The sequence below is a fragment of the Rhizobium sp. BK529 genome, assembly GCF_014194105.1.
Lineage (GTDB): Bacteria > Pseudomonadota > Alphaproteobacteria > Rhizobiales > Rhizobiaceae > Rhizobium.
The window spans coordinates 106,532-132,505 of sequence record NZ_JACIAU010000001.1 but is presented as its reverse complement, the minus strand read 5'-3'; the positions used below and the strand labels follow the sequence as shown (position 1 = coordinate 132,505).

Here is a 25,974-nt window from a genome sequence, read left to right as displayed (position 1 = left end):
GAGACCGTTCACAAGTTTGCGACAGGCGGTTATTTCCTGACAACGGGCTTCAGCAGATCCTCGATGCCGATGCGGCGGAAGAGTTCGGCACGGACACGATCGGCAACACCGTTGACGATTTCTGCGCCGTCTTCCGACGGATCAATATGGGTGCGGAACGGCCGTTTGCCGAAAGGCATATTCACCACATCGACGATGGCGGTCGCAACAGTAGCGGCATCCGCATCAGCAGGCTCGAGCGCGGCGAGACCCTTCAGCGCCTGTTCCGGCACGCCCTTGTAGGGACCTTCGTTATATTCGGCGGCGCGGGCTGTGTCGGCAGGCGAACCGGAATGAGCGAAGTGGTTTGTACCCTTGGTGAAGGCGCCGGGAACGATGATTGCCGTTTCGATACCCCAGCGCGTCAGTTCGCTGGCATAGGAGACCGCAACCGAGTCCATCGCGGCTTTGGCGGCGAAATAGGGAGCGAGGAAGGGAGGCGTGCCGCCACGAGTGCTCGAGGAGGAGACCCAGACGACCAAGCCGCTGCCCTGCTTACGCAGATGCGGAAGCACCGCGCGGTTCACGCGCTGGGTTGAAAGCACGTTGATATCGAAAAGCTCGGCATATTGCTCTGGCGTAAAGGCCTCGGCCGGGCCGAAGGACATATGACCGGCATTGTGGACGATCGTGTCGATATGGCCCTCGGCGGCAATCACCTTGGCAATGCCGGCTTCGACGGAGGCATCGGAGGCGACATCCAGTTCGACGGCCTTCAATTCGACGCCGTTTTCTTTGGAGAAGGCTTCGACGGCCTCGACCTGCGGGTGGTTGCGGCCTTCCGTTTCTCGCATCGAGGCATAGACGGTGTGGCCGGCCCTGGCGAGCGCGCGGGCAGTAAGAGCGCCGAAGCCGCTGGAAGCGCCGGTGATGACGATAACTTGCTTGCTCATGATCCTATTCCTTTCAGAGTGAATTGGTTGAAAGAATGCGAAGGAAGAGCGTGACGGCGCGTCACGCCGCCACGAATTTTGTGTCAAACCATGCCGCCATTGGCGCGCAGCACCTGACCGTTGATCCAGGCGCCATCCGGGCCGGCGAGGAAGGCAACGACGCCTGCGATATCTTCGGGCCTGCCGAGGCGTTCGAGCGGATTTGCTTTGGCAAGACGGTCGATCAGCTCATCCGACTTTCCGTTGAGGAATAGGTCGGTGCCTGTCGGGCCGGGGGCGACCGTATTGACGGTGATCTGGCGGCCACGCATTTCCTTGGACAGGATAGCACCCATCGTCTCGACGGCAGCCTTGGTGGCGGCATAGACGCTGTAGGTTTCGGGCTTCAGGCCGACGACCGAGCTCGAGAAGTTGATGACCCGGCCACCGTCGCGCAGACGCTTGGCAGCTTCGCGCAGCGTGTTGAATGTGCCCTTGAGGTTGATGCTGATCTGGCGGTCGAAGGTTGCGTCGTCGACATCGGCAAGACGGGAGAGCAGCATGATGCCGGCATTGTTGACGAGGACGTCGACGCCGCCGAATGCTGCTTCCGCAGCATCGAACATGCGGCGCACGGCGTCAGCATCGGCGACGTCAGCCTGTGCCGTCAGTGCCTTGCCGCCGGCTTTCTCGATTTTCTGCGCCAGTTCTTCGGCAAGAGCGGCATTGCCGGCATAGTTGATAACGACGGTGAAGCCGTCCTTTGCCAGACGTTCAGCGATCGAGGCACCGATGCCGCGGGAAGCGCCGGTAACGAGAGCGACCTTGTTTTGATTGGCAGACATTTTCTTCTCCTTTGGTTCGGCGCCGCAGCGCCCTTTCGATGAGAAGAAGATGCCCCTTTTCACTTTGCGGATAATCGACCATTATTCGGCATCACTATCCGGTAAACACGAACAAATAGAATGGACAGATTTGACGCCATGCGGGTCTTTTCCCGCGTCGTGGAGCGCCGCAGCTTCACACTTGCCGCCGAAGATACCGGCCTGCCGCGCTCGACCGTGACGGACGCGGTCAAACAGCTGGAGGCACGCCTCGGCGTGCGCCTGCTCCAGCGCACGACGCGCCATGTCAGCCCGACGCTCGACGGTGAAGCCTACTACCAGCGCTGCCTGTCGATCCTTGCCGACATCGAAGATGCCGAAGGCGCCTTTGCCGGCGCCAAGCCAAAGGGGCTGCTGCGGGTCGACGTACACGGCACGCTTGCCCGGCATTTCGTGCTGCCGAGCCTGCCATCATTTCTGGAGACCTATCCCGATATCGAATTCTATATGAGCGAGGGCGACCGGCTGGTGGATCTCGTGCGTGAAGGCATCGATTGCGTGTTGCGGGTCGGTGTGCCGCAGGACAGCGACATGGTTGCCCGTCGCGTCGCCATGCTGGACGAAGTCACCCTCGCCTCGCCCTCCTATATCGCCGCTTTCGGCTACCCCGAACATCCTGACAAGCTCGACACGCACCGCATGGTCGGCTTTCGCGCCACCGGCGGCGCCGGTCCGCTGCCGTTGGAATTCATCGTTGATGGCAGCGTCCGCTACATCACCATCCCTGCGACCGTGACCGTTAATGCCGCCGAAAGTTATATTTCCGTTGCTCGCATGGGCCTCGGAATGATCCAGATCCCGCGTTACCACGCCGAACAGGATTTGGTCGCCGGTACTCTCCTGAAGGTGCTCGCCGACTTCCCGCCTACGCAGACGCCGGTCTCGCTGCTCTATCCGCGAAACCGCCAGCTTTCGCCGCGCGTGCGTGTCTTCATCGACTGGCTGGTGAAGGTCTTTGCTCGACAAAATGCCGAAAACGCGGTTCACTCATATTAGCGCTTTCGGAGGAACGGATATGGCACTCAGCGACATCATCGTCTACCAGACCGATGAGGGCTTCGTCGTGGAATTCGGCGGCGAAGGGGAAGACCGGATCGCAGTCATGCTGCGCAAAGCTGCAGACCTCACCCAGGACAATGCCATTGCCAAGGCCAGAGCGCTGCTGGCCACCGCACTAGAGCCCGTTCATGGAGACAGCGCGCGCAATAAGGATGCCGCTCTTCTGGAGGAGGAACTGGACGAAGGTCTCGAAGACTCCTTCCCCGCAAGCGATCCTGTCTCCGTCACCGTGTCCTCCATTCCGATGCGCGACCCGAATGCCGGCCACTAAATCTGCGCTGAAATGATAGTGTCGGTGCTTGCATTCCAAACGCCGGCCGGCAAATCGTTGTTCCGGGTGGCGGATGGGCAAAGAGGATGTTATCGGCACGCACCATGACGACCGATATGATGAGCGGCGCGATCGGCGCCGGCCCGCTTGCCGGGGAAAGCCTGCGCCATTTCTTCGAACGCGATGCAATTGAAGTTGCCCGCGATCTGCTCGGCTGCCATCTCACAGTGAACGGTTCAGGCGGACGGATCACCGAGACGGAAGCCTATTATCCTGACGACGAAGCCTCCCACAGCTTCCGCGGCCCGACAAAACGCAACGGCGCCATGTATGGCCTCCCTGGCAATGTCTATATCTACCGCATCTACGGCATGTACTGGTGCCTGAATTTCGTTTGCACACCGGGTTCGGCGGTGCTGATTCGTGCCTTGGAGCCAGAAATCGGTCTGCTGGGCATGATGGAACGACGCGGCACTGATGCGCTGACGCAGCTCTGCAGCGGCCCCGGCAAGCTCTGCCAGGCGCTCGGCATCGATATCTCCATCAATGACCGGAGGCTCGACCAGCGGCCCTATGCAATCTCGCCGTCTGCGCCCGTACCAATCGTCTCAGGCAAGCGCATAGGCATCACGAAAAATGCCGAAGCACCGTGGCGCTTCGGCATTCAGGGATCGCGATATCTGAGCAAGCCGTTTCGCTAGGGCAATTCCAGAAAAACGGGATGTGCAACCTCACTCCACGACGGCACTGTGGTCCATGGCCGGCGCGACCTTTGGCTTGCGAAGCATCAGAACGAGCGGCATCACGGCAAGCGACATCAGCATCAGCAGTTTGAAGTCGTCCATATAGGCGATGATGGTCGACTGCAGTGTGATGACCTCGTTCAACGCCGCGCGGCCGACCGCCGTCAGCGGGCTGAGACCCTGCGCCGCCGGTGCATTGAAGGCGTGGTTGAACGGCGTCACATAGGCCGCGATCGACTCATGATTGCTCTGGGTGTTCTCGACGATCAGCGCCGAGACGATCGAAATGCCGACCGAAGAGCCGATGTTACGGGACAGGTTGTAAAGGCCGGTCCCGTCACCGCGCATGTGGGCCGGCAGCGTCGCGAAGGCGATCGTCGTCAGCGGCACAAAAAGGAAACCGAGACCTGCCCCTTGGATGAAGCCGACCGAAACGATCGTCCACTGCGAAACGTCAGGCGTCCAGCCGGTCATGTCATACATCGCCCAAGCGGTCAGGCCGAGACCGAGCAGCAGCAGCCAGCGCGTATCCACCTTACCGATCAGCCGACCGACGATGAACATGCAGAGCATGGTTCCGAGACCACGCGGACCCATGACGATACCCGCGGTAATGACCGGATAACCCATCAATGTCTGCAGATACGGTGTCATCAGCGCCAGCGAGGCGAGATAGGTGATGCCGATCACGAAGATGAAGATCATGCTGACTGTGAAATTCTGGTCGAGGAACAGCCGCGGATTGACGAAGGATTTCTCCGCCGTCAGCGTGTGCACCAGAAGCAGATAGAAGGCTGCGGCGCAGACGATTGCTTCGATGACGATTTCGCCGGACGAAAACCAGTCGAGCTGCTCGCCGCGGTCGAGGAAAAGCTGCAGCGAGGCGATGAACAGGCTCATCATCCCGAAGCCGAACCAGTCCAGTTTGGCAAGCGCATCCCGCTTCGTCTCCGAAACGAAGATGACGATGCCGGCAAAGGCGAGCGCGCCGATCGGCACGTTGATATAGAAGACCCAGCGCCAGCTGATATTGTCCGTCAGCCAGCCACCGATAACGGGACCCAGAACCGGCCCGACCATGACCGAGACGCCGAATAGGGCCATGGCCGAGCCGCGCTCCTCAACCGTATAGATGTCGAGGAGAATGCCTTGGGAAAGCGGAACCAGCGAGGCGCCAAAGAGGCCCTGCAGCAGGCGAAAAGCGACGATCTGCGGCAGCGACTGTGCCAGACCGCAGAGCACAGAGGCAACGACGAAGCCGACGATCGCCGTCAAAAGCACCCGCTTGCGGCCAAATTTGGCAGCAAGGAAACCCGATGGCGGCGTCATAATCGCGGCTGCGACGATGTAGGAGGTCAAGACCCAGTTGATCTGGTCGGCGGAAGCCGAAACGCTGCCCTGGATATAGGGCAGCGCCACGTTCGCGATCGTCGTATCCAGTGCCTGCATGATGACGGCCAGAATAACGCAGGCCGTGATCGCGCCGCGATTGGCAACCGGGGTTGCCGGTGATGCAGGAGCATTGCTCATGGCCGTTACTCGTGGCCCTTGGCCTGGCCCAGAAGGTTGTTGACGAAGTCAGGCAGGCCACGCGCATGGCCGGTGTCGATCTCGACAACCGTGCTCATGCCGACGCGAAGCGGCGGCTTGCCTTCGGTCGCATCGATGCTGACGCGCATCGGAATACGCTGCACGACCTTTACCCAGTTGCCGGTGGTGTTCTGTGCCGGCAGCAGCGAGAAGGAAGAACCGGAAGCCGGGCTGATGCTCTCGACCTTGCCCTTCCACATGACGCCCGGATAGGTGTCGACATAGATATCGACCGGCTGGCCGGGCTTCACATAGGTGAGCTCGGTTTCCTTCGGGCTGGCTGCGATCCACAGATGCGAGGTCGAAACCAGCGAGAAGGCCTGTTGTGATGCCTGCAGATAGGAGCCGACCTGCAACGCATTGACGTTGGTGACGATACCGTCGAAGGGCGCCTTGACGACGCTATGGTCGAGCTCGCGTTGAGCATTGTCTACCTGCGACTTGGCCTGCAGGTAGAGTGGGTTTTCTTCGACCGGCTGGTCGGCACTGCCGCCGAGTTGAGCAAGCGTCGTTGCGGCTTCCGCCTTGGCAACGGAAACCTTCTGCCGCGCCGCTTCGAGATTATGCTTGGCTTCGTCATAGGCCGACTGCGTCGCGCTGCCGTTGTTGACGAGATTCTGCTGACGGTCGAACTGGTCCTGATAATAGGGCAGATCGGCTTCGGCCTGCGTGATCTCGGCAAGCGACTGCTGGTAGCTGGCCTTGAGGTTCATGATCTGATTGCGCTGGGCGCCGAGCTGCGCCTTGGCGCCATCCAGCGCGATCTTGAAGGGATCCGACTGCAGGCTGAAAAGCACCTGCCCTGCCTTGACCTGCTCGTTCTCATGCACGTTGATCTTGTCGACGATGCCCGAAACGTCGGTCGTGATGCCCACCATATCGGCCTGAATATAGGCATTGTCGGTCGACATGATCTGACCGCCATTGACGTAATAATAACCGCCGACGACGAGCGCCACGGGTAACAGGGCAAACAGGACAGGACGGGTGAAGCTGCGCCGGCGGCGGACCTTGTTGCCGCCAGGCGCAGCCACCGCGGCAGCCGCAGGCGCTGAATTGGATGAAGGCGCCTCAGCCACCGTTTCCGGTTGTTGGCTAATTTCTTTCTCTTCGACAGGATTTTTGGCATTCGCGTCAGACACGACACGCAGGGAGGATTGATCAGCCATGTTTCGTCTCATTATCGGCGACCGGAGTCCGGCACGCCTGAACCAGGTTCGTCTTCATTATGAATAGGATTTGGAAAAGCTGGTCGCGCTGTTCGGGGGTGACACCATCAAGCGCTTCGCCGCGGGTCACGTCCCCGATCTTGCGCATTTCGGCAAGAATCGGATGGGCTTGCTCGCGCATGTAAAGCAGCCAGATACGCCGGTCGGTCGGATGCTGACGGCGCTCGATCAGGCCACGTTCGGCGAGCTTGTCGAGGATGCGGACGAGCGTGATCGGCTCGATTTCGAGGATTTCGGCAAGACCGCTCTGATGAATGCCCTCGTTATTGGCGAGATAGGCAAGCGTCTGCCACTGAGACCGCGTCAGCCCAAGGTCTTTTGCGCGCTGCTCGAACCGCTTGCGCAGCAGACGGGCAACGTCGTGCAGAAGAAAACCGAGTGTTGGATTGTTGGTCATATACCTTCGCCGGCTAGTAATAAGCATCCTTATGATGTTGATAGATATATTGAGCATCTGCAATGCACAAGGATGCAACCATAAGATTCCGCACTTGCGGCTAAAATGCCGCAGCCCACGGTTAAGCGGAGCTCCAGATGCAGCCCTTTGATAAGTTGAAGCGGCGGATAAAAGCCCTCTCGACAACGTGATAAACCGATATACCGCCGAAAATGCTGGGGGTTGCCGGACTCCAATTCCGCGCACTCAATTGGCATTTGCAATTTTTGGATTCTCCCGTTTATAGTCTGTCTTCAGAGGCTTACGGAGATCGTGGTTTTCCTCCTCCGGTTGATTTCGAGATGCAGGATTGCATCTGTCATCTTCCCGGCAGCCACGCATGAGTAAATTCGGACTTAGGACGAAGGCTCATGCTTTCGTTCCAGCAGGCATGGACAGCTTATCTCAGGCATAGGTTCAGGCGGCTGCGTTCGGCCGCCCGCAAGGGGGACCGGAATGGCTTATTCGCTTCGACAGACACTGGTGCTCGGCTGCTTTGCGGCCTTTTTACCGCTCATCGCCGAGGCGCAGCAGGCGCCTGCTCCCCCGCCCGTTACCGTCGCCAAGCCCGTCGTGCGCGACGTGGTCGATAATGACGAATTCATCGGTCGCTTCGAACCGGTCGACGAAGTCTCCGTCCGATCGCGGGTCGGCGGCTATTTGCAGGAAATCGACTTCACTGACGGTGCTCTGGTGAAGAAAGGAGACCGGCTATTCGTCATCGATCAGCGACCGTTTGTCACCGCGCTCAATCAGGCCAATGCAGCACTCGAAGCGTCGAAATCGACACTAGTCTTTGCCGACGCGCAGTATAAGCGTGCGCAGTCGCTTGCTTCGAGCGGCAGCCAGTCGGCGCAGACACTGGACGACCGCCGCCGCGAATTCGATTCGGCCCAGGCCAATGTCCGCGGTGCGCAAGCTGCCGCCGATCGCGCAGCTCTCGACTTGGAATATACGGAGATCGTTGCGCCGCTGGGCGGCCGCATCGACCGCCGCCTGATCTCCGCCGGTAACCTCGTGCAGACCGATCAGACCGTACTGACAACGATCGTGTCCCTCGACCCCATCGATTTCTATTTCGACGTCGACGAGCGCCGGCTGCTGAATTTCGCCGACACGGCGCGCAAACTCGGCAAGGATCTCCAGCAGGGCGGCGGCGGACTGGATGTCACGGTCACGATCTCGGATCCCAATGCCAAGCCATTCAAGGGAAAACTCGATTTCGCCGAGAACCGGATCGACAATGAGAGCGGCACGATTCGTCTGCGTGCCCGCTTCCCCAACCCCGATCTCGTCCTACAGCCTGGCCTCTTCGGCCGCATTCAAGTCGAGGCTTCCAACACCTATCAGGCCGTTCTCGTCCCCGATGAGGCTATCGGCTCTGACCAGAATGAGCGCGTCGTTTATGTCGTCGCCGCAGACGGCACGGTTTCTACCAAGCCGGTGCGGCCCGGTCCGCGACTCTATGGCTATCGCGTCATTCGCGAGGGGCTCGACGGCACCGAGACTATCATCGTCAACGGCCTGATCCGCGCCCGGCCTGGCGCAAAGGTCACGCCTCAGATGACCGAACTGCCGAAGGAGCGGACGGACGCTCCACCGGAAACCGCCGGTGCGGAGAACAGCCAATGAGGTTTGCTCACTTCTTCGTAGACCGGCCGATCTTTGCGGCCGTCATCTCCATTGTCCTTCTCGTCGTCGGCAGCATCGCCTATACGCAATTGCCGGTCTCCCAGTATCCCGAGATCGCGCCGCCGACCATTGTCGTGCGCACCTCCTATCCGGGCGCCGATCCACAGACGATCGCCGACACGGTTTCGACGCCGCTCGAACAGCAGATCAATGGCGTCGAAGACATGCTTTATATGTCTTCCTATTCCAGCGCCGACGGCGCCATGTCGCTGACGATCACTTTCAAGCTCGGAACCGATCTCGACAAGGTTCAGGTTCTGGTTCAGAACCGCGTCTCCATCGCCCTGCCCCGCCTTCCCGATGAAGTCCAGCGCCTTGGTGTGACGACCGACAAAAGTTCGCCCGACCTGATGATGGTGGTGCATCTGCTGTCGCCGTCGCACCGTTATGATCAGCTCTATGTCTCAAATTACGCCCGCAACCGCATCCGCGACGTTCTCGTGCGTCTCGATGGCGTCGGCGACGTGCAACTGTTCGGCGAGCGCCAGTATTCGATGCGTATCTGGCTCGACCCTGAAAAGCTCTCCGCCTACGGAATGACATCCGATGATGTCGTCGCCGCGTTGAGGGATCAGAACGTTCAGGTGTCAGGCGGCAAGATCGGCGCTCCGCCTGTCACCGGCAAGAATGCCTTCGAATATACGGTGCGAACGGACGGGCGCTTTTCGGACGTGCGGCAGTTTCGCTATGTCATTGTAAAATCGACAGCCACTGGTCGGCTTGTGGCGTTGCAGGATGTCGCCCGTATCGAACTTGGTGCTCAGGACTACGTTACCAACAGCTATCTCAACAACGACCCCGCAGTTGCCCTCGGCATCTTCGCCCGCCCGGGAACCAACGCGCTGGATACTGCCCATCAGATCCAGGGCATCATGAAGGATCTTTCACAGAATTTCCCGCCGGGTCTGGAGTACCGTATCGTTTACGATACGACCGAATTCATCTCGGATTCGATCTATGAGGTCTATAGGACCATCGCTGAAGCTGCGATCCTCGTGGCGATCGTCGTCCTCGTCTTCCTGCAATCCTGGCGCACAGCCCTCATCCCGATCATCGCCATCCCTGTATCGCTGATCGGCACCTTCGCAATTCTGCTCGCCTTCGGCTTCTCGCTCAACATGCTGACCTTGTTCGGCCTTGTGTTGGCGATTGGTATTGTCGTCGACGACGCGATCGTGGTGGTGGAAAATGTCGAACGAAACCTGGCGCAGGGCATGACGCCGAAAGAGGCTGCGCATGTCACGATGGACGAAGTCGGCACCGCCGTCGTCGCCATCTCACTGGTGCTGATCGCAGTATTCGTGCCGACGGCCTTCATTCCAGGCATTTCCGGACAGTTCTACAGACAGTTCGCGGTCACGATTTCGGTCACGACAGCCATTTCGGCTTTGAATTCGCTCACACTGTCACCTGCGCTGGCGGGCATATTGCTGAAAACTCATGATCATGAGAGCAGGCCCAAGAATATCTTCTCCCAGATCGGAAGCGGCCTCGCAAACGGCTTCAACCGCGGATTCGATCGGCTGAGCTCGGGCTATTCCTGGATCGTCCGGCACCTGGTCAGCAGCTGGGTGGGATTGACCTGCTCTTTGATTGCCTTCGCCTGCCTGCTCGGGGCGACCTGGTATATGGGCCAGAGAGTCCCCTCCGGCTTCATCCCGACAATGGATCAGGGGTACGCAATCGTCGTCATCCAGCTTCCTGATGGAGCTTCCCTTGCGCGTACCGACGCTGTCGTCAAACAGGTAGGCGAGATCGCCCGCACGGTGCCCGGTGTCGGCAATGCCGTGCAATTTGCCGGCTTTAGCGGCGCGACCTTCACCAATGCCTCGAATGCCGGCGTCGTTTTTGTCCCGTTCAAATCCTTTGCCGAACGCGAAGAAGGCGGAGAGACTGCAAACAAGATCATCGGTGAGCTTTACGGCAAGCTTCAAAGCATCCAGGAAGCCTTCATCATTGCCATCCCGCCGCCATCCGTGCGCGGCGTCGGCAATTCGGGCGGCTTCAAGATGCAGATTTTGGACCTTGAGAACTCCGACATGACGCGCGTCCTCGGTCTCGCCCGCCAGATGATGGGCGCTGCCGCAACGACCCCGGGGCTGACAGGCGTCTTTACGACATTCTCGGATGCGAGCCCGCAATATTTCCTTGCGATCGACCGCGACAAGGCACGCTTCCTGAACGTGCCAATCCCCAACATCTTCAACGCATTGTCCATCAACCTCGGCGTCGCCTACGTGAACGATTTCAATGCATTCGGACGCGTCTACCAGGTTCGCGCCCAGGCTGACCGGCAATATCGCATGGACAGGGACGACATTCTCGCGCTGAAGGTTCGATCGGCGACGGGCGCGCTGGTTCCGCTTGGCACCCTGATGGATATCCAGGACTCCAGTGGTCCGGCACTCGTCCAGCGCTACAACATGTATGTCTCGGTACCGCTTCAGGGCAATCCGACACCCGGCACATCGACCGGCGATGCCATCAAGAAGATGGAAACGCTGGCGGCTCAGATCCTGCCGCCGGGCACGAGCTTCGAATGGACGGAACTTGCCTATCAGGAAACCCACACGGGCAACACGGCGGTCTATATCTTCGCTCTGTCGGTGATCTTCGTCTTCCTTGCGCTCGCAGCGCAATATGAAAGCTGGATCCTGCCTTTGGCCATCATCCTCATCGTTCCGCTTGCAGTGCTCGCCGCACTGATCGGCGTGTCGCTGAGGGGAATGGACAACAACGTCCTGACGCAGATCGGTCTGATCGTCCTCATCGGCCTTGCGGCCAAGAACGCCATTCTGATCGTCGAATTTGCAAGACAGGCGGAAGAAGAGGGCAAGAGCGCCGTGGATGCCGCAATCGAGGCAAGTCACCTTCGCCTGCGCCCGATCCTGATGACGGCCTTCGCCTTCATCTTCGGCGTTCTGCCGCTTGCCATCGCCACCGGTCCCGGTGCTGAAATGCGCCAGTCGCTCGGCACAGCCGTCTTCTCAGGCATGCTGGGTGTGACATTCTTCGGCCTGTTCCTGACGCCGGTCTTCTACGTCGTGCTGCGCGGCTGGCGCAAAAAGCCGGCGGAGGCGCCAGCTCAAGCAGATGCTGAAGAAAATGCCGCCTGAGGCAAACCCGGCCAAACGGCGTTATAGTTCTGCGTTCGGAATTGGGTGAAAATAAAGAGATAGAGTATTTCGTGTTTCGAAGAAGGCGGAAGTGCTCTGGGCTCAGGTGGAGAAGAGGTGAACCTGCCCCTGCCAGAAACGGGCAACGGAGAGCTTCCCACTGCGGAAGGCGCGGGTATCGAGATTCAGCCGCATCGGCTGCACATCCGGCTGGTCACCCGGTGTGTGTCCGTGCACGACGAGTTTTGGCAACGGCAGCGAGCTCTCCAGGAAACGCTGGCGGATGAAGGCTAGGTCATCATCCGCTTGCTCTTCAAGTGGCACGCGCGGGTCGATGCCCGCATGCACGAAGACGATGTCGGGCGTATCGAGCATGATCGGCATGGCGCGGATGAAATCGATGTGCGTGTGCGGCAGCGACTGGCGGATGAACGCGTCGAGCTGCGCACCGGAGCGGAAGAGTAGCGGCAGATGATCGGGATCGAGACCGTAGGATCTCAAAAGCTCGGCGGCACCCATGGTCATCCAGTCATCATAAGATGCCCAGCCGTCGATATAGTCCAGCATGACGATCTCATGGTTTCCCGCAAGGCAGATGCGCTCGAAGCCCTCCGGCGTCGGGTCCATGAGATGGCTGATGACATGCGCCGATTGCGGGCCGCGGTCGATATAGTCACCGAGCATGACGATCAGCTTCCTACCCGGCAGACGCTCCGCATCGCGCACAATCGCCTCTTCGGCTTTCTGCAGCAGATCGAGGCGCCCATGTACGTCGCCGATGGCATAGGTCGGGATTTCGGCTATATCCATGCTCAGGCGCGGACGCGTTTGACGTCCAGCCTTCGAACCCTCGCGGCTTCGTGCAAGCGAATCGCTCATCATCATTCCTGATCAATTGGGCGTCCCTTAACCATACGTAGAGCATACGGCAAGGCGATCAAGCTGGTAAGAAAATTCAGCCGGTCGGGCTTTTGAGGAAAAACCGGCCTTACATAAGCCGATGCAATCACGCACTTTTTAACATCGGGAAAGAGTGGCAGATGGGCACCGTATCGCAGTTGCACGACAATGTACGCCCTCCGGCGCACCGCATCGAGACCGAAGAAGAAGCGGTTTCCACGGCTCGTGAGCTTGCGGTCGCCTTTCGCCGACAGGCAAGCGAGCGCGATATCAACCGCCTTATGCCCAGCGCCGAACTCGATACGCTGTCGCAATCCGGCCTGACGGGGATCACCGTGCCCGCGGAATATCAGGGGCTCGACATTTCCAACGCCCTGCTCGCCGAGATCGTCGCCATTATCACCGAAAGCGATGCTTCCATCGGCAATGTACTGGCGGCCCATTTCCGCGTCCTGGAGGGACTGCGCAATCAGTCTTCGGAAGAGCTGAAGACCGACCTCTTCACTCGAGCCCTGGATGGCGACCGTTTCGCCGCGACCCGTTTTGCCGATCAGGCAAGCCTCGTTACCGAAGGCTCCGGCTTTCGCCTGACGGGCCGGTCGGAACAAGCCGCAGCCATTCTTTTCTCCGACTGGATCGCCGCAGCGGCGATCGACCCCGGCGGCCGCAGGGTGACGCTCCATCTCCAGCGTGACAGCGACGAACTGCAGACGGTAGATGATTGGGATGCCTTTGGCCTGCGCACCAACGGCACGGCAACATTGATTGCAGGCAAGCTGCATGTGAATGCCGATACCGTCACCACCGCCTTATCCAGCGATCATGCTACGGAAAAATCCCTCGGCCTCCTGTTACAGGCGGCTGTCGGCCTCGGTATCGCCCGCGCCGCCTTTGCCGACCTGCTCATGATGGTGAAAGACCCTGCGGCCCTCTTTGACAAGATCGGCTGGCGCGCCGTCAGCATCGAAACCGCGACCGGAGCGCTGGAACAGGCAGGCCGTAAGCTTGATATCGCCCAGGTAAGCCCCGCCGAAGCAGCCTTGGCGGAAGCGTATTTCTCCACCGCATCCGTCTGCCTTTCGGCAACCGATGTGGCACTGGCCACGGCAAATGCTCTTTTCGAACTGGCACGCGGCGCGACGGGCAGCATAGCGCTCAACCTCGACCGTCACTGGCGCAATGCCCGTATCCACGACATGACGATAGAGCGCGAGCCGCTATTGAAGGCAGCTGGCGCGCATATTCTGAGAATCCGCGAAAGCTGAAGCAATTCCAGCAGAACTGCGCAGTGGCTTGCGTCCGGAATTGGGGAAGCAAAGGGAGTGCGGATCAGCTCGCAACGGAAGCCGGCAGCTTCTCTTCGACCGTTTCGATGCCGCCGCCGGCAACAAACTGTTCGAGCGACATATTGTCGAGAATGGCGGCGATCGCGTCCCGGACTTCGGTCATCGAGCGCCGCACCTGACAGGTCTCGGGATCGGCGCAATCGTCGCAAGCCTCGTAAGCCGTACGGCTGGCACAGCGGATCGGCGCGAGCGGCCCGTCCAGCGTGCGGATAACATGGCCGATACGGATTTCCGATGCAGGCCGCGAGAGCGAATAACCGCCGCCCGGCCCCTTCTTCGATCGCAGGATGCCGACATTGCGCAGTTCGAGCAGGATCGTATCGAGGAACTTCTTCGGGATGTTGTTGCGCGAAGCAATATCGTTGATGAAGGCAGTCTCGCCCGGCGCCAGCCGCGCCAGATCAACCAGCGCCTTCAATCCGTATTTTCCCTTTTTCGTCAACATCTCGGTCGCCCTGCCCTTCGCGGCATTATGCTTCTGTAATAACAGGGAAATAGAGTCAAAACCATGAAGAGACAACAAAATAACTCGTTTTTATAGGTTATTTGGCGATTTATGTTGCCGTTAACCACTCTTTTGAAGTCTCCCTATGTTTTGCAATTTCGGCATGCCGGTCCCACACCGACAGATCGATGCGAGACCGGATACCGCGGCAGCTAAACCGTCTTCAGCATGCCGCCGTCGACGAAATAGGTCGAACCGATGCTGTAGCTCGACCGGTCGGAGCAGAGGAAAACGAAGAAGTTCGCGAGTTCCTCGGGCGTGCCGAAGCGCTTGGAAGAGGCATGCTCATCCGCCACACTTTGCAGGTAACCCTCCCAGTCGCCGCCGGTTTCAGCCGTCAGCTGCTTGGCAGTCTTGATCCAGTCGGGTGTCAGAATGAGGCCGGCATTGACGCAGTTGACGCGAATCTTGTCCTTCACCAGCTCGGTGGAGAGCGCCTTGGAAAACATCATCAGCGCCGCTTTGGTAACGTTGTAGATCGGCTCGTACCAGAGTGGCTGCACCGCGCAAATCGAGGCATTGTGGAGGATGACGCCGCCACCGCGTTTCTTCATCTGTGGCGCGATTCCGCGAGCGAGACGCACGGCCGCCATGACGTGCAGATCCCAATAGGCCTGCCATTTCTCGTCCGGCGCTTCCATGACCGTCTCATTGGAACCGGTGCCGGCATTGTTGATGAGAATATCCGCTCCGCCGCGTTCGGCGGCGGCCGCGATGATCGCCTCCGTACCCTCCACGGTCGCGACATCACTTTCGACCGCAACCGCGCTAACGCCATATTTGCCGGCGATGCGCGCAGCCTCGGCGTCCAACCGCTCGCGTCCGCGTGCCGATAGCACAAGATTAGCGCCCTCCGCCGCCAGCCCTTCGGCGATGGCAAGCCCAATGCCGACGGAACCACCGGTGATGACGGCAGTCTTTCCCTTCAATCCAAGATCCATGAAATCCTCCCAATGCGGCTGGCAGACCCAGCCGATGCGCGACTCTTCCGGCATTGGTTCTGCCCGTCAAGTCGTGACAGAAAATCATCGGCATCGAAACCGATCCCTCTTGCCGCAGGCTGCGTTCTGTCGCATGCCTGCAGGCAGATTGTGGGGAGCTTTACATGCGACTTTATTCAGCTTGCATCGAATGGCTGTTCGCCGAGGAAGGCGACATCTTTGCCGACCGCATCCACCGCGCCCATGCCGCCGGCCTCAAGGCCATCGAATTCTGGCGCTGGACGGATAAGGACCTCGGCGCGATCGAAGCCGCATTGAAGGAAACCGGCCTCAAGGTGACGAGCCTCGTCGCCGAGCCGATGATCGCGCTGACCAACGCCGCCAATTGCGAGACCTGGCTGAAGGGCCTTGCCGATTCCGTCGCCGTTGCGAAACGTCTCGGCGCACCGATCCTGATCGCGCAGGCTGGCGACGATCTCGCAGGCTTCACGCGGGATGAACAGCGTAAGGCACTGACTGAAACGCTAGGGGCTGGCGCCGACATCCTCAAAGGTAGCGGAGTGCGCCTTGGCGTCGAACCGCTCAATATCCGCATCGACCATATCGGCTATTTCTTGGATTCCACCCGCGAGGGGTTGGATATCGTCGATGATGTCGCCCGGCCGGAAATTGGCATTGTCTATGATATCTACCATTCTGCCGTCATGGGCGAGCGCACGGAAGATGTTCTGGCCGGCCGCATCAATAGCGTTTTCCACGTCCACGTCGCCGATCATCCGGGCCGCAACGAGCCAGGCACCGGAACGATCGATCTCGCCCACCGCCTGAACTGGATTTTTACCAACGGTTATGCCGGCGCCGTCGGACTGGAATACAGGCCGACCAGACCGGGTGCGGACGCAGTCAAGGCCGCAATAGCGACGATGGCTTGACATCAGCGTAGCCGGTCGCTGATGAGACCGGCTCACTTATCGGGCAGGCACTGTGCCGCGCTGAATGCGCTCCGCCTCGACCTGTCTTGGATCGATCGCCGCAGGCGCTTTGCAGGGGCCTGCCGACCGACGCTCGACAATGCGCGAAGCGATCATCACGCGCCGGGCGGGCATGCCAGGCAGACGCGGATTTTCGATCCGCTCCAGCAGCAGCCGGAGGCCGACGGCCCCGCCCTCCTGCCCTTCCATCTTCACCGTCGTCAGCGGCGGCGAAATCTGCGTAGCTGGCGAGAAGTCGCCGAAGCCGACGACAGATACATCATCGGGAATGCGATAGCCCTGCCCCAGCAATTCAGAAACAACCGTGAGCGCCAGTCCGTCATGGGCGCAGAAGAAGGCCGTCGGATGAATACCCTTTTCCTTCAGCTCCCGAAACGCCTCGCCGAATCCGATCTGCTCGTCGAACCGCAGCACATGCAGCGAGACGTCCTCGCAGCGCTCGGCGATCTCCCGCGCCCCGTAAAAGCGCTCACGCCTGCCACGGAAACCTGGGGTGCCGTTGACATAGCAGATCGACCGGTGGCCGAGCCCGATGAGATATTGAAGCACCGCCTGGCCTGCCTCATGGTCCGTGCCGGTAATCTGATCTGCCTGTTCCAGAGGATCTACCCAGCCGAAACGAACGATAGGCACGCCGGTCGCCGTTGCCGCGACGATCGCCTCCCGGTCATGCGGGCCGACCAACAACAGCCCGGCGCAGGAACGCGCCAGTTCCTCAAGCTGATCGGAACTATGGGTCCAGCGGATACGCAGCGCCATGCCGAGCCTGTGCGCCTCACGCTGCACGCCGTTCTGGATCTGCATGTAGAGCTCACTATTGACGGCGTCGAGATCGTGGAAGACCACGGCGATATCGTTCGTCTGCGATTGGCCGGTGGGACGCGTATAGCCTAACCGCTCGGCCGTCGCGCGGATCAGCGCCCGCGTCTCCTCACTGACGCCGCTCTTGCCTGCCAGCGAGCGTGAAACCGCATATTTCGAGAGTCCGACCTCTCGCGCGATCGTCTGTAAGGTAACTCGCCCCCTGCTTCCCACTCTCCACCTCAATATCTTGTCCGGCATTCGGTGCGCTTCGCTACACCTTTCCGACCGGAACTGCAAATTCTTGCACTAACAAAACATAACGCTTTACCTAACAATATCCAAATGTATTCTCTTCGTTATCCCAGCCTGAAAGCAAAAAAAACGATAAGGGCTTTGGATTTTTGGAGGAGAACCCTATGATCAAGCTGAAACGTCGCGCGTTTCTGGCCGGAACCTCGGCCGTTCTGATCCTGCCGGCTCTGCCGGTTTTCGCCGCCGACTTCAAGGAAGCGGACATCCTGAAAGACAAAGTTTCAAGCGGCGCGCTGCCGGCCCTGAAGGACCGGCTGCCAGAAAACCCGCTCGTCATCAAACCGGTGGAAAGCGTCGGCAAATACGGCGGCGACTGGAATATGGCGCTCGTCGGCGGCGGTTCGCTGTCCATGCTGTTCCGCTACCAGGCCTATGAACCGCTGCTGCGCTATACGCCCGACTGGTCCGGCGTGACTCTGAACGTCGCCGAAGCCTTCGATGGCAATGCGGATTCCACGGAATATACCATCCGCCTGCGCAAGGGCATGAAGTGGTCGGACGGCCACCCCTATACCACAGCTGACGTAAAATTCTGGTACGACACTATCCTGACCGACAAGCGCGTTGCCGTCACCGGCCAGGGCCACTGGAAGACCGCCGGCAAGCCCGCGAAGCTCGAAATCGTCGACGAACAGACGTTTAAAGTTATCTTCTCGAAACCTAACGGTATGTTCCCGTTACAGATCGCCTGGGCCAATAGTGACCACACGACGCGCTGCCCCAAGCATTATCTCGAGCAGTTCCACATCGACTATAATCCGAAGGCCGACGAACTCGCCAAACAACGCGGCTTCGAAAGCTGGATCGCCGCCTTCCAGTCCGCCTCCGGCTTCCAGGACGACAACGCCTTCTTCCTGAATTCCTCGAAGAAGCCTTGCCTGAACGCCTGGATGTTCACGATCGCCCCCGGCGAGAACACCGAACGGGCCATCGCCGAACGTAACCCCTTCTACTGGAAGGTGGATACGGAAGGTAACCAGCTCCCTTATATGGACCGCATCGTCTATCAGATGGTCGCCGACCCGCAGGTGCTGCTCTTGAAGGCCATGCAGGGCGAAATCGACCTGATGGATCAGTATATCGCGACACCGAACAACAAGTCGGTGCTCTATGATGCGCGCGAGCAGGGAAAATATGATTTCTACACGCTGACTTCGACCGAAGCCAACGTGATGAACTTCATCTTCAACCTGAACCACAATGACGAGACCAAGCGAAAGCTCTTCCGCAACAAGGATTTCCGCGCAGCACTCTCCATGGCGCTCGACCGCCAGGCACTGATTGATGCCGTTCTCGTCGGCCAGGGTGCGCCTGCCCAGCCTTCGATCAAGCAGGGCGATCCGCTCTACAATGAGCAGCTCGCGACGCAGTTCACGAACTACGACGTCGACAAGGCAAACGCCATGCTCGACACGCTCGTCCCGAAGCGTGACGACCAGAACTTCCGTCTGGACGAGAAGGGCCGTCGCCTGACGGTGATCTTCGAGATCGACCAGGCGCGCGCCGTCTTCCTCGATCTTTTCCAGCTGGTCATACCGATGTTCCAGGCTGTTGGTATCGATGCGCAGATGCGCACCATGGACCGTTCGCTCTGGGAGACCCGTGTCCGCCAGGGCCGCGATTTCGATGCGACGGCTCACCAGTTCGGTGCCAATGGCGGCGTAGCTGCCATGCTCGACCCACGCTACTATGTGCCGACGGATTCAAACGCCATGTATGCCCCGGCCTGGCAGCTCTGGTATCTCGACCGCAACAATCCCAATGCGGAAGAACCGCCGGAGGAGACGAAGAAGCAGCTCGAGCTTTACGACAAGCTGAAATCGACCTCCGACCCAGCGGGTCAACAGGAGATCATGAAACAAATCCTGCAGGGTGCCGCCGACAACTTCTACGTCTTCGGCATTTCCCTGCCACCGGATGGCTACGGCATCGTCAAGAACAACATGAAGAACATCACCAAGACCATGCCGAATTCCTTCGGCTGGCCGACGCCCGCTCCCACCATGCCGGAGCAGTTCTACAAGGTCTGATGGCCTGAAATAGCTTGATGCATTGCAGGCGCCGGTCCCATCGGCCGGCGCCAAGGCCCCTCTTTTGCCAATGATTGGATGAAGTCGATGCTCGACGCCAGAAGACAGAATACCGACACGTTGCGCACACCGGATTGGTTCAAGACCGCAACGCGCTGGACCCAGCTCACTTTCGTAGAGGACGATCCTGAGAAATACGATCCGGCCTTCTGGGTCGATGTCTTCAAGCGCACCAAATCCAACGCCGTGTGCCTCAGCGCCGGCGGCTACATCGCCTATTATCCAAGCGAAGTGCCCTATCACTATGTGAGCAAATATCTCGGCGACAAGGATATTTTCGGCGCGCTCGTCGATGCCGCCCGTAAGCTCGATATGCATGTCATGGCCCGCGTCGACCCGCATGCTATTCACGATGATGCCGCCAAGGCGCACCCCGAATGGGTGATGATCAATGCCGACGGCACGCCGCGCCGCCATTGGGCCTATCCCGATGTCTGGGTCACCAATGCCTATGGCGATTACAACACCGTCTTCATGCCGGAAGTGGTCAAGGAAATCGTGCGCAAATACGACATCGACGCCATCTTCGCCAATCGCTGGCAGGGCCATGGTGTCGATTACAGCGAAGATAGCGCCCGCCGCTTCAGAGATATGTTCGGCCATGATCTGCCAAAGACGCCGAATGCCGAAGACCCGGCTTGGCAAGCCTGGGTGCAGTGGCGCCGCCGGGTTCTGACCGACATGATCGCCCAGTGGGACGATGCGGTCAAAGCGATCCGGCCGCATGCGAGCTTCATCCCGAATATGGGCGGCGCTTCGCTGATGGAATTCGACCTCTCGGTCATCGCCAGACATTGCCCTTTTCTCGTCGTCGACCATCAGGGCCGCAAGGGCCTCGAGCTCGGCTGGTCGGCCGGCCGCAATGGCAAGCGCATCCGCGCCACCTTCCCCGACCGCCCGGTGGTCCTCATCACCTCGATCGGTCCGGAAGAGGAATATCGCTGGAAGGATGCCGTCACCTCCGGCGAGGAAATGCAGCTCTGGATCAATGATGGCACGGCCCATGGCCTCTACGCCTGGTTCACCAAATTCAACGGTGTCGTGCCGGACAAGCGCTGGGTCGAACCGGTCGCCGACTCCTTCGCCCTGCAGGCCGCCGTCGAACCGATTCTCGAAAGCATGCACCCAACCGCCGAAATCGCCGTCATCGACCCCTCGACGACGCTCCGACATTGGGCGCCGGAAGAGCGCCACGGCGCCGAAAAACATGATCTCGGTTTCTATCATGCCCTCGTCGAAGCCCGCCTCCCCTTCGAGCTTCTTTCGGACCAGGTTCTGACCAAGGAAAATCTCGACCGCTTCAAGCTGATCATCCTCGCCAATGCCTCCTGCTTATCGGATGCACAGAACGAGGCGATCCGCGCCTATGTGGAGCGTGGCGGCAGCGTTGTCGCATCCTACGAAACCTCGCTTCGCGACGAATTCGGCAAGAAGCGCAGCGAATTCGGCCTGTCCGATGTGCTCGGCGCCAGGTTCGTCTCCGGTCCGCGCGGCATCGTCAAGAACACCTACGTCGCGCTCTCGGGCGATCACCCGATCAATCAGGGCTACGAAGGCGCCGAGCGCATCATGGGCGGTACGCGCCTCATCCATGCCGACGCGACCGGCAATGCGACGACGCCATTTCTCTATGTGCCCGATTTCCCGGACCTGCCGATGGAAGAAGTCTATCCGCGCAAGGCACCGGAAGGCGCTGGCGTCATCGCCCGCGAAACCGGCAAGGGCGGCCGTACGGTCTACATTCCCTGGAATATCGGCGAGATCTTCTGGGAAGTCTTTGCCGTCGACCACGGGAGGCTGATCGCCAATGCTGTCCGCTGGGCACTAGGCAAGACCTCACGCGTCACCGTGGAAGGCCCCGGCGTCATCGACATGGCGCTTCGTGAAAATGCCGAAGGCATTGCGGTCAGCCTCTTCAATCTCACCAATCCCATGATGATGAAGGGCCCAATACGCGAAAATTACCCTCTGGCGACCCAGACGGTTTCAGTGGAAATTCCTCGGGGCAAATCGGTGGCAAAGGCATGGCTTGTCGTGACCGACCGCGCCGCAAACTTCAGCGTCAGGGATGGCCGCGCGCAGGTGGAGGTGCCGGGCATCGAGCGGCTGGAGGTGCTGCACCTTACCTGGAAATGAGGTGAGGAGACTAGGAGGAGCGCTTTCGGCCTGGAGGGGCCGAAAGCGGATGGAGATCCGAAGGAAGCGCCTGGCCGGGCGCTCTCAACGGGAGGAGAAACAATCTGATGCTTGGCTATATCTTCAAGCGCGTGCTCTACATGATCCCGACCCTGATCGGCATGTCGCTGATCTCGTTCCTGATCATCCAGCTGCCGCCGGGCGACTATCTAACCTCGATGATCGCGACGATGAGCGATAGCGGCCAGGCCGTCGATCCGGCGCAGATCGAGCGGTTGAAAGAGATCTACGGCTTCGATGATCCCTTCTATATCCAGTATCTCAAATGGATGTGGGGCATCGTCAGCCGTGGCGATTTCGGCTGGTCTTTCGAATGGAACCAGCCCGTCTCCGGCCTCATCTGGGCGCGCATGGGCTCGACGTTAGTCATCTCACTGCTCAGCCTCCTCTTCGTCTGGATCGTCGCCCTGCCGATCGGCATCTATTCGGCCGTGCGCCGCCATTCGGTCGGCGATCACGTCTTCACCTTCTTCGGCTTCATCGGCCTTGCGGTGCCGAACTTCATTCTGGCGCTGACGCTGATGTACATCGCCTATCGCTACCTCGGCCAAAGCGTCGGCGGGCTTAATTCCCCCGAATTTGCAGAGGCACCCTGGAGTCTTGCCAAGGTCGGCGATTTCCTCGCTCATCTCTGGATCCCGATCATCATCATCGGCGCCTCAGGCACGGCTGCCCTTATCCGCATCCTGCGCGCCAATCTGACGGACGAGCTGCACAAGCCCTATGTCATCACCGCGCGTGCAAAGGGCCTGCCCGAATACAAGGTGATCATGAAATATCCGGTACGCATTGCGCTCAACCCCTTCGTCTCTGCAATCGGCTGGGTGCTGCCGCACCTCGTCTCGGGTGTGACGATCACCGCCATCGTCCTGAACCTTCCGACCGCAGGTCCCCTGCTCTTCCGCGCGCTGGTCTCGCAGGACATGTATCTCGCCGGCAGCTTTATCCTGCTGCTCTCGGCGTTGACCCTCGTCGGCATGCTCCTATCGGACCTGCTGCTCGCGCTGCTCGATCCGCGCATCCGGTTCAATTGAGGAGGCGCCGATGACGCACGAAACATTCGGAACCCATAAAGGTCCTTTGAACGTCACCGCCGACGGTCCGTCGATCAGCCCGTTGAAACAGGGCAAAACCGTCTCGACCGCCGCCGTCGGTCCCTGGCGGCTGATTGCCGGTAAGCTGATCCGCCAGAAGGTGGCGATGTTCGCCGGCGTGATCATCCTGCTGCTCTATCTCATCGGCCTCTTTGCCGAATTCCTGGCTCCGTCTCTGCCCGCGACCTCCAAACCGCAATATACCTATGCGCCACCGCAGGGCCTCAGCTTCTTCGTCACCAAGCCGGACGGCGGCTCCCAATTCAATTTCCACGTAAAGGGTTACAAGGTGGAAATCGACAAGGTGGCGCTGCGGCGCACCTTCGTTGTCGATGACACCAAGGTCGTACCGGTCGGCTTCTTCGTCAGAGGTCCGGCCTATTATCTCTGGGGCCTGATCCCGATGACCACGCATTTCTTCGGTCCGATCAATCCCAACGATCCCATGTACCTGCTCGGCGCCGATCGTCTCGGCCGTGATGTGCTTACGCGGCTGATCTATGGCACCCGCATTTCAATGTCGATCGGTCTCGTCGGCGTCGCCATGTCACTGGTGCTCGGGGTTGTCCTCGGCTCCATCTCCGGCTTCTACGGCGGTTGGGTAGATACGCTGATCCAGCGCGTGATCGAGGTCGTGAGCGCCATGCCGACCATCCCGCTTTGGCTCGGCCTTGCAGCAGCGATCCCGCTCACATGGTCGCCGGTCAACGTCTACTTCGTCATCACCGTCATCGTCTCGCTGCTTGGCTGGACTAGCCTTGCCCGCGAGGTGCGAGGCCGCTTTCTGGCGCTGCGCAGTGAGGATTTCGTCACCGCCGCGAAACTCGACGGCTCAAGCGAAGCAAGGCTGATCTTCCGCCATATCCTGCCCTCGCTGACGAGCCATATCCTCGCCGTGGTCACTCTTGCCGTGCCGACGATGATCGTCGCCGAGACCTCGCTATCCTTCCTCGGCATAGGCCTCAAGCCGCCGGTCGTCAGCTGGGGCGTGCTGCTGCAGGACGCCCAGAACATCCGCACGGTCGCAACCGCGCCCTGGCTGCTGATCTGGCCGTCGCTCGCTGTCGTAATTGCCGTCCTGTCCTTCAACTTCTTCGGCGACGGCCTACGCGATGCAGCCGATCCCTATGACAATTGAGGAGGAAGCCATGACCGATCTTCCTGATGACGTTGTTCTCTCGGTTGAAAACCTCTCGATCGATTTCCGGCTGCGCACACATATCCTGCACGCCGTCGAAGATGTCAGCTTCCAGCTAAAGCGCGGCCAGACGCTCTGCCTCGTCGGGGAGAGCGGCTCCGGCAAGAGTGTCACGGCCCGCTCGCTGCTGCAGATCGTCGACAAGCCCGGTACCATCGTCGGCGGCCGCATCCTGTTGCGCAGTGGCAGCGAGATCACCGATATTGCCACACTACAGCCCGGCAGCCGCGCCATGCGGGAGATCCGCGGCCGGCGTATCGGCCTCATTTTTCAGGAGCCGATGAGCTCCCTATCGCCGGTCCATACGATCGGCTCGCAGATCGTCGAGGCAATCCGCCTGCACAGCAATCTCGACAAGAAGGCGGCCCGCGCCCGCATGGTCGAACTGCTGCGCCAGGTGGAAATACCCAATCCCGAGAAGATGGCCAACCGCTATACGTTCGAGTTCTCGGGCGGCATGCGCCAGCGCGCCATGATCGCCATGGCGCTAGCCGGCAATCCCGATATCCTGATCGCCGACGAGCCGACCACCGCGCTCGACGTGACCACGCAGGCCGAAATCCTCGATCTCATCAAGCGCCTGCAGGTCGATCGCGGCATGGCAATGTTGCTCATCACCCACGATATGGGCATTGTGGCCGAAGTGGCGGATGAAGTCGCCGTTATGCGCTTCGGCCATATTGTTGAGCGCGGCCCGGTCGATGCGATCTATCACGCCGCTACCCATCCCTATACGCGCCAACTGCTGGCCTCGACTGTGAAGCTCACCCATCATATCGAAGGCAAGCTTCCAGCCATCGCTCTCTCATCGGAAGCACCGCAACCAATCCTGTCAGTGCGTAATCTCGGCAAGACCTTCGGCTGGCACGGCAATGCCAATATGCTGCGCGCCGTCGATGACGCCAATTTCGACCTCTATCCCGGCGAAAATCTCGGTATCGTCGGCGAAAGCGGTTCCGGCAAGACCACGCTCGGCCGCCTGATCCTGCGCACTGTGGAGCCGACGACCGGCACAGTGCTTTACCGCGGCAAGGATGGCAGCGAGACCGACGTCACCAAGATAGGCAAGAAGGAGTTGCGTAATTTCCATCGCGAAGTCCGCCTCGTCTTCCAGGATCCCTTCGCCTCACTCAATCCGCGCATGACCGTCAAGGAAGTGATCGGCGACCCGCTCATCGTCAACGGGCTTGCCAAGGGCAAGGCTCTTGAGGACCGTGTCGCCGAACTGATGCGCCTTGTCGACCTCGATCCGATGGGCATGGAGCGTTATCCCCATGCCTTCTCGGGCGGTCAGCGTCAGCGCATCGGCATTGCTCGCGCCCTTGCCCTCGATCCACGCATCATCATCGCCGATGAAGCAACCTCGGCGCTCGACGTCTCCATCCGCAGCCAAATCCTCGACCTGCTGCTTGATATCCGTCAGCGGCTGAACCTGAGCTTCATCTTCATTTCCCACGATATCTCCGTGGTACGCTACTTCTGCGACCGCGTGGCCGTCATGCATCGCGGCAAGATCGTTGAACTTGGCGAGGCCGAGCAGATCTGCACCGCGCCGCAGGAAGCCTATACGAAGAGCCTCATTTCAGCCGTTCCCAATCCCGACCCACGCGACAAGCGCATGCTGCACCGGCATCGCTTCATCGCTCCAGCTAATGCCTGAGGATG

General features: G+C 59.9%; 21 protein-coding genes. 12 read left to right on the top strand and 9 right to left on the bottom strand.

Going from position 1 to position 25,974, the window contains the following annotated elements; translation table 11 throughout:
• Positions 1–29: 29 nt before the first annotated feature.
• The gene (locus FHX08_RS00625) at positions 30–932 is read right to left on the bottom strand and encodes an SDR family oxidoreductase (RefSeq protein WP_132653356.1); all 903 of its coding nucleotides are present in this window, start codon (positions 930–932) and stop codon (positions 30–32) included.
• An 83-nt stretch (positions 933–1,015) separates the two neighbouring features.
• A complete protein-coding gene (locus tag FHX08_RS00620) occupies positions 1,016–1,756 on the bottom strand; it encodes an SDR family oxidoreductase (RefSeq protein WP_132653355.1) in 741 nt (246 codons plus the stop codon).
• A 120-nt stretch (positions 1,757–1,876) separates the two neighbouring features.
• On the opposite strand from FHX08_RS00620, the gene FHX08_RS00615 reads away from it, so the two are divergent.
• The 3 genes from FHX08_RS00615 to FHX08_RS00605 all read left to right on the top strand — a co-directional run bounded on the left by FHX08_RS00615 (position 1,877) and on the right by FHX08_RS00605 (position 3,826).
• Complete coding sequence (locus tag FHX08_RS00615) at positions 1,877–2,791, top strand: LysR family transcriptional regulator (protein WP_132653354.1); 915 nt, start codon at positions 1,877–1,879, stop codon at positions 2,789–2,791.
• A 19-nt stretch (positions 2,792–2,810) separates the two neighbouring features.
• Positions 2,811–3,125, top strand: a complete 315-nt coding sequence (locus FHX08_RS00610; protein ID WP_184326768.1) for a hypothetical protein — start codon at positions 2,811–2,813, stop codon at positions 3,123–3,125.
• 86 nt (positions 3,126–3,211) lie between these two features.
• The gene (locus FHX08_RS00605) at positions 3,212–3,826 is read left to right on the top strand and encodes a DNA-3-methyladenine glycosylase (RefSeq protein ID WP_132653352.1); all 615 of its coding nucleotides are present in this window, start codon (positions 3,212–3,214) and stop codon (positions 3,824–3,826) included.
• 30 nt (positions 3,827–3,856) lie between these two features.
• Here FHX08_RS00605 and FHX08_RS00600 read toward each other — a convergent pair whose 3' ends face one another.
• From FHX08_RS00600 to FHX08_RS00590, 3 genes are read right to left on the bottom strand one after another with little or no spacing between them, the layout of a single operon-like run.
• Positions 3,857–5,398 (bottom strand): DHA2 family efflux MFS transporter permease subunit, encoded by a 1,542-nt coding sequence (locus tag FHX08_RS00600; protein WP_132653351.1) that lies wholly within the window; start codon positions 5,396–5,398, stop codon positions 3,857–3,859.
• A gap of 5 nt (positions 5,399–5,403) precedes the next feature.
• Positions 5,404–6,627 (bottom strand): HlyD family secretion protein, encoded by a 1,224-nt coding sequence (locus tag FHX08_RS00595; RefSeq protein WP_132653350.1) that lies wholly within the window; start codon positions 6,625–6,627, stop codon positions 5,404–5,406.
• On the bottom strand, positions 6,620–7,084 hold the full coding sequence (locus tag FHX08_RS00590) for a MarR family winged helix-turn-helix transcriptional regulator (protein WP_132653349.1): 465 nt from the start codon (positions 7,082–7,084) through the stop codon (positions 6,620–6,622). Before FHX08_RS00590 ends, FHX08_RS00595 begins: the two co-directional genes overlap by 8 nt.
• A 495-nt stretch (positions 7,085–7,579) precedes the next feature.
• On the opposite strand from FHX08_RS00590, the gene FHX08_RS00585 reads away from it, so the two are divergent.
• Together FHX08_RS00585 and FHX08_RS00580 are read left to right on the top strand one after the other, a co-directional pair.
• Entirely contained in the window at positions 7,580–8,755 is a 1,176-nt protein-coding gene (locus tag FHX08_RS00585) for an efflux RND transporter periplasmic adaptor subunit (protein ID WP_132653348.1), read from the top strand.
• Positions 8,752–11,931 (top strand): efflux RND transporter permease subunit, encoded by a 3,180-nt coding sequence (locus tag FHX08_RS00580; protein ID WP_132653347.1) that lies wholly within the window; start codon positions 8,752–8,754, stop codon positions 11,929–11,931. Before FHX08_RS00585 ends, FHX08_RS00580 begins: the two co-directional genes overlap by 4 nt.
• A 102-nt stretch (positions 11,932–12,033) precedes the next feature.
• On the opposite strand, the gene FHX08_RS00575 is transcribed toward FHX08_RS00580, so the two are convergent.
• The gene (locus FHX08_RS00575; protein ID WP_184326767.1) at positions 12,034–12,810 is read right to left on the bottom strand and encodes a metallophosphoesterase; all 777 of its coding nucleotides are present in this window, start codon (positions 12,808–12,810) and stop codon (positions 12,034–12,036) included.
• A gap of 161 nt (positions 12,811–12,971) precedes the next feature.
• Between FHX08_RS00575 and FHX08_RS00570 the strand changes: the two genes are divergently transcribed.
• Positions 12,972–14,096, top strand: coding sequence for an acyl-CoA dehydrogenase family protein (locus tag FHX08_RS00570; RefSeq protein WP_132653345.1), 1,125 nt, complete (start codon positions 12,972–12,974; stop codon positions 14,094–14,096).
• A 64-nt stretch (positions 14,097–14,160) separates the two neighbouring features.
• On the opposite strand, the gene FHX08_RS00565 is transcribed toward FHX08_RS00570, so the two are convergent.
• Positions 14,161–14,622: an RrF2 family transcriptional regulator gene (locus tag FHX08_RS00565; RefSeq protein ID WP_132653344.1), complete on the bottom strand. Its 462-nt coding sequence runs from the start codon at positions 14,620–14,622 to the stop codon at positions 14,161–14,163.
• A gap of 212 nt (positions 14,623–14,834) precedes the next feature.
• Positions 14,835–15,623 (bottom strand): SDR family NAD(P)-dependent oxidoreductase, encoded by a 789-nt coding sequence (locus FHX08_RS00560; protein ID WP_132654266.1) that lies wholly within the window; start codon positions 15,621–15,623, stop codon positions 14,835–14,837.
• 164 nt (positions 15,624–15,787) lie between these two features.
• Here FHX08_RS00560 and FHX08_RS00555 point away from each other — a divergent pair, with 164 nt between their 5' ends.
• Complete coding sequence (locus tag FHX08_RS00555) at positions 15,788–16,555, top strand: TIM barrel protein (protein WP_132653343.1); 768 nt, start codon at positions 15,788–15,790, stop codon at positions 16,553–16,555.
• A 36-nt stretch (positions 16,556–16,591) separates the two neighbouring features.
• On the opposite strand, the gene FHX08_RS00550 is transcribed toward FHX08_RS00555, so the two are convergent.
• Positions 16,592–17,650: a LacI family DNA-binding transcriptional regulator gene (locus tag FHX08_RS00550; protein ID WP_132653342.1), complete on the bottom strand. Its 1,059-nt coding sequence runs from the start codon at positions 17,648–17,650 to the stop codon at positions 16,592–16,594.
• Positions 17,651–17,835: 185 nt separating this feature from the next.
• On the opposite strand from FHX08_RS00550, the gene FHX08_RS00545 reads away from it, so the two are divergent.
• The 5 genes from FHX08_RS00545 to FHX08_RS00525 all read left to right on the top strand — a co-directional run bounded on the left by FHX08_RS00545 (position 17,836) and on the right by FHX08_RS00525 (position 25,969).
• Entirely contained in the window at positions 17,836–19,761 is a 1,926-nt protein-coding gene (locus tag FHX08_RS00545; protein ID WP_132653341.1) for an ABC transporter substrate-binding protein, read from the top strand.
• An 87-nt stretch (positions 19,762–19,848) separates the two neighbouring features.
• Positions 19,849–21,957: a family 10 glycosylhydrolase gene (locus FHX08_RS00540; protein WP_132653340.1), complete on the top strand. Its 2,109-nt coding sequence runs from the start codon at positions 19,849–19,851 to the stop codon at positions 21,955–21,957.
• 107 nt (positions 21,958–22,064) lie between these two features.
• Positions 22,065–23,051, top strand: a complete 987-nt coding sequence (locus FHX08_RS00535) for an ABC transporter permease (protein ID WP_132653339.1) — start codon at positions 22,065–22,067, stop codon at positions 23,049–23,051.
• A 10-nt stretch (positions 23,052–23,061) separates the two neighbouring features.
• Entirely contained in the window at positions 23,062–24,249 is a 1,188-nt protein-coding gene (locus tag FHX08_RS00530) for an ABC transporter permease (RefSeq protein ID WP_132653338.1), read from the top strand.
• Between the two features lie 10 nt (positions 24,250–24,259).
• Entirely contained in the window at positions 24,260–25,969 is a 1,710-nt protein-coding gene (locus FHX08_RS00525) for an ABC transporter ATP-binding protein (protein WP_184326766.1), read from the top strand.
• Positions 25,970–25,974 lie beyond the last annotated feature (5 nt).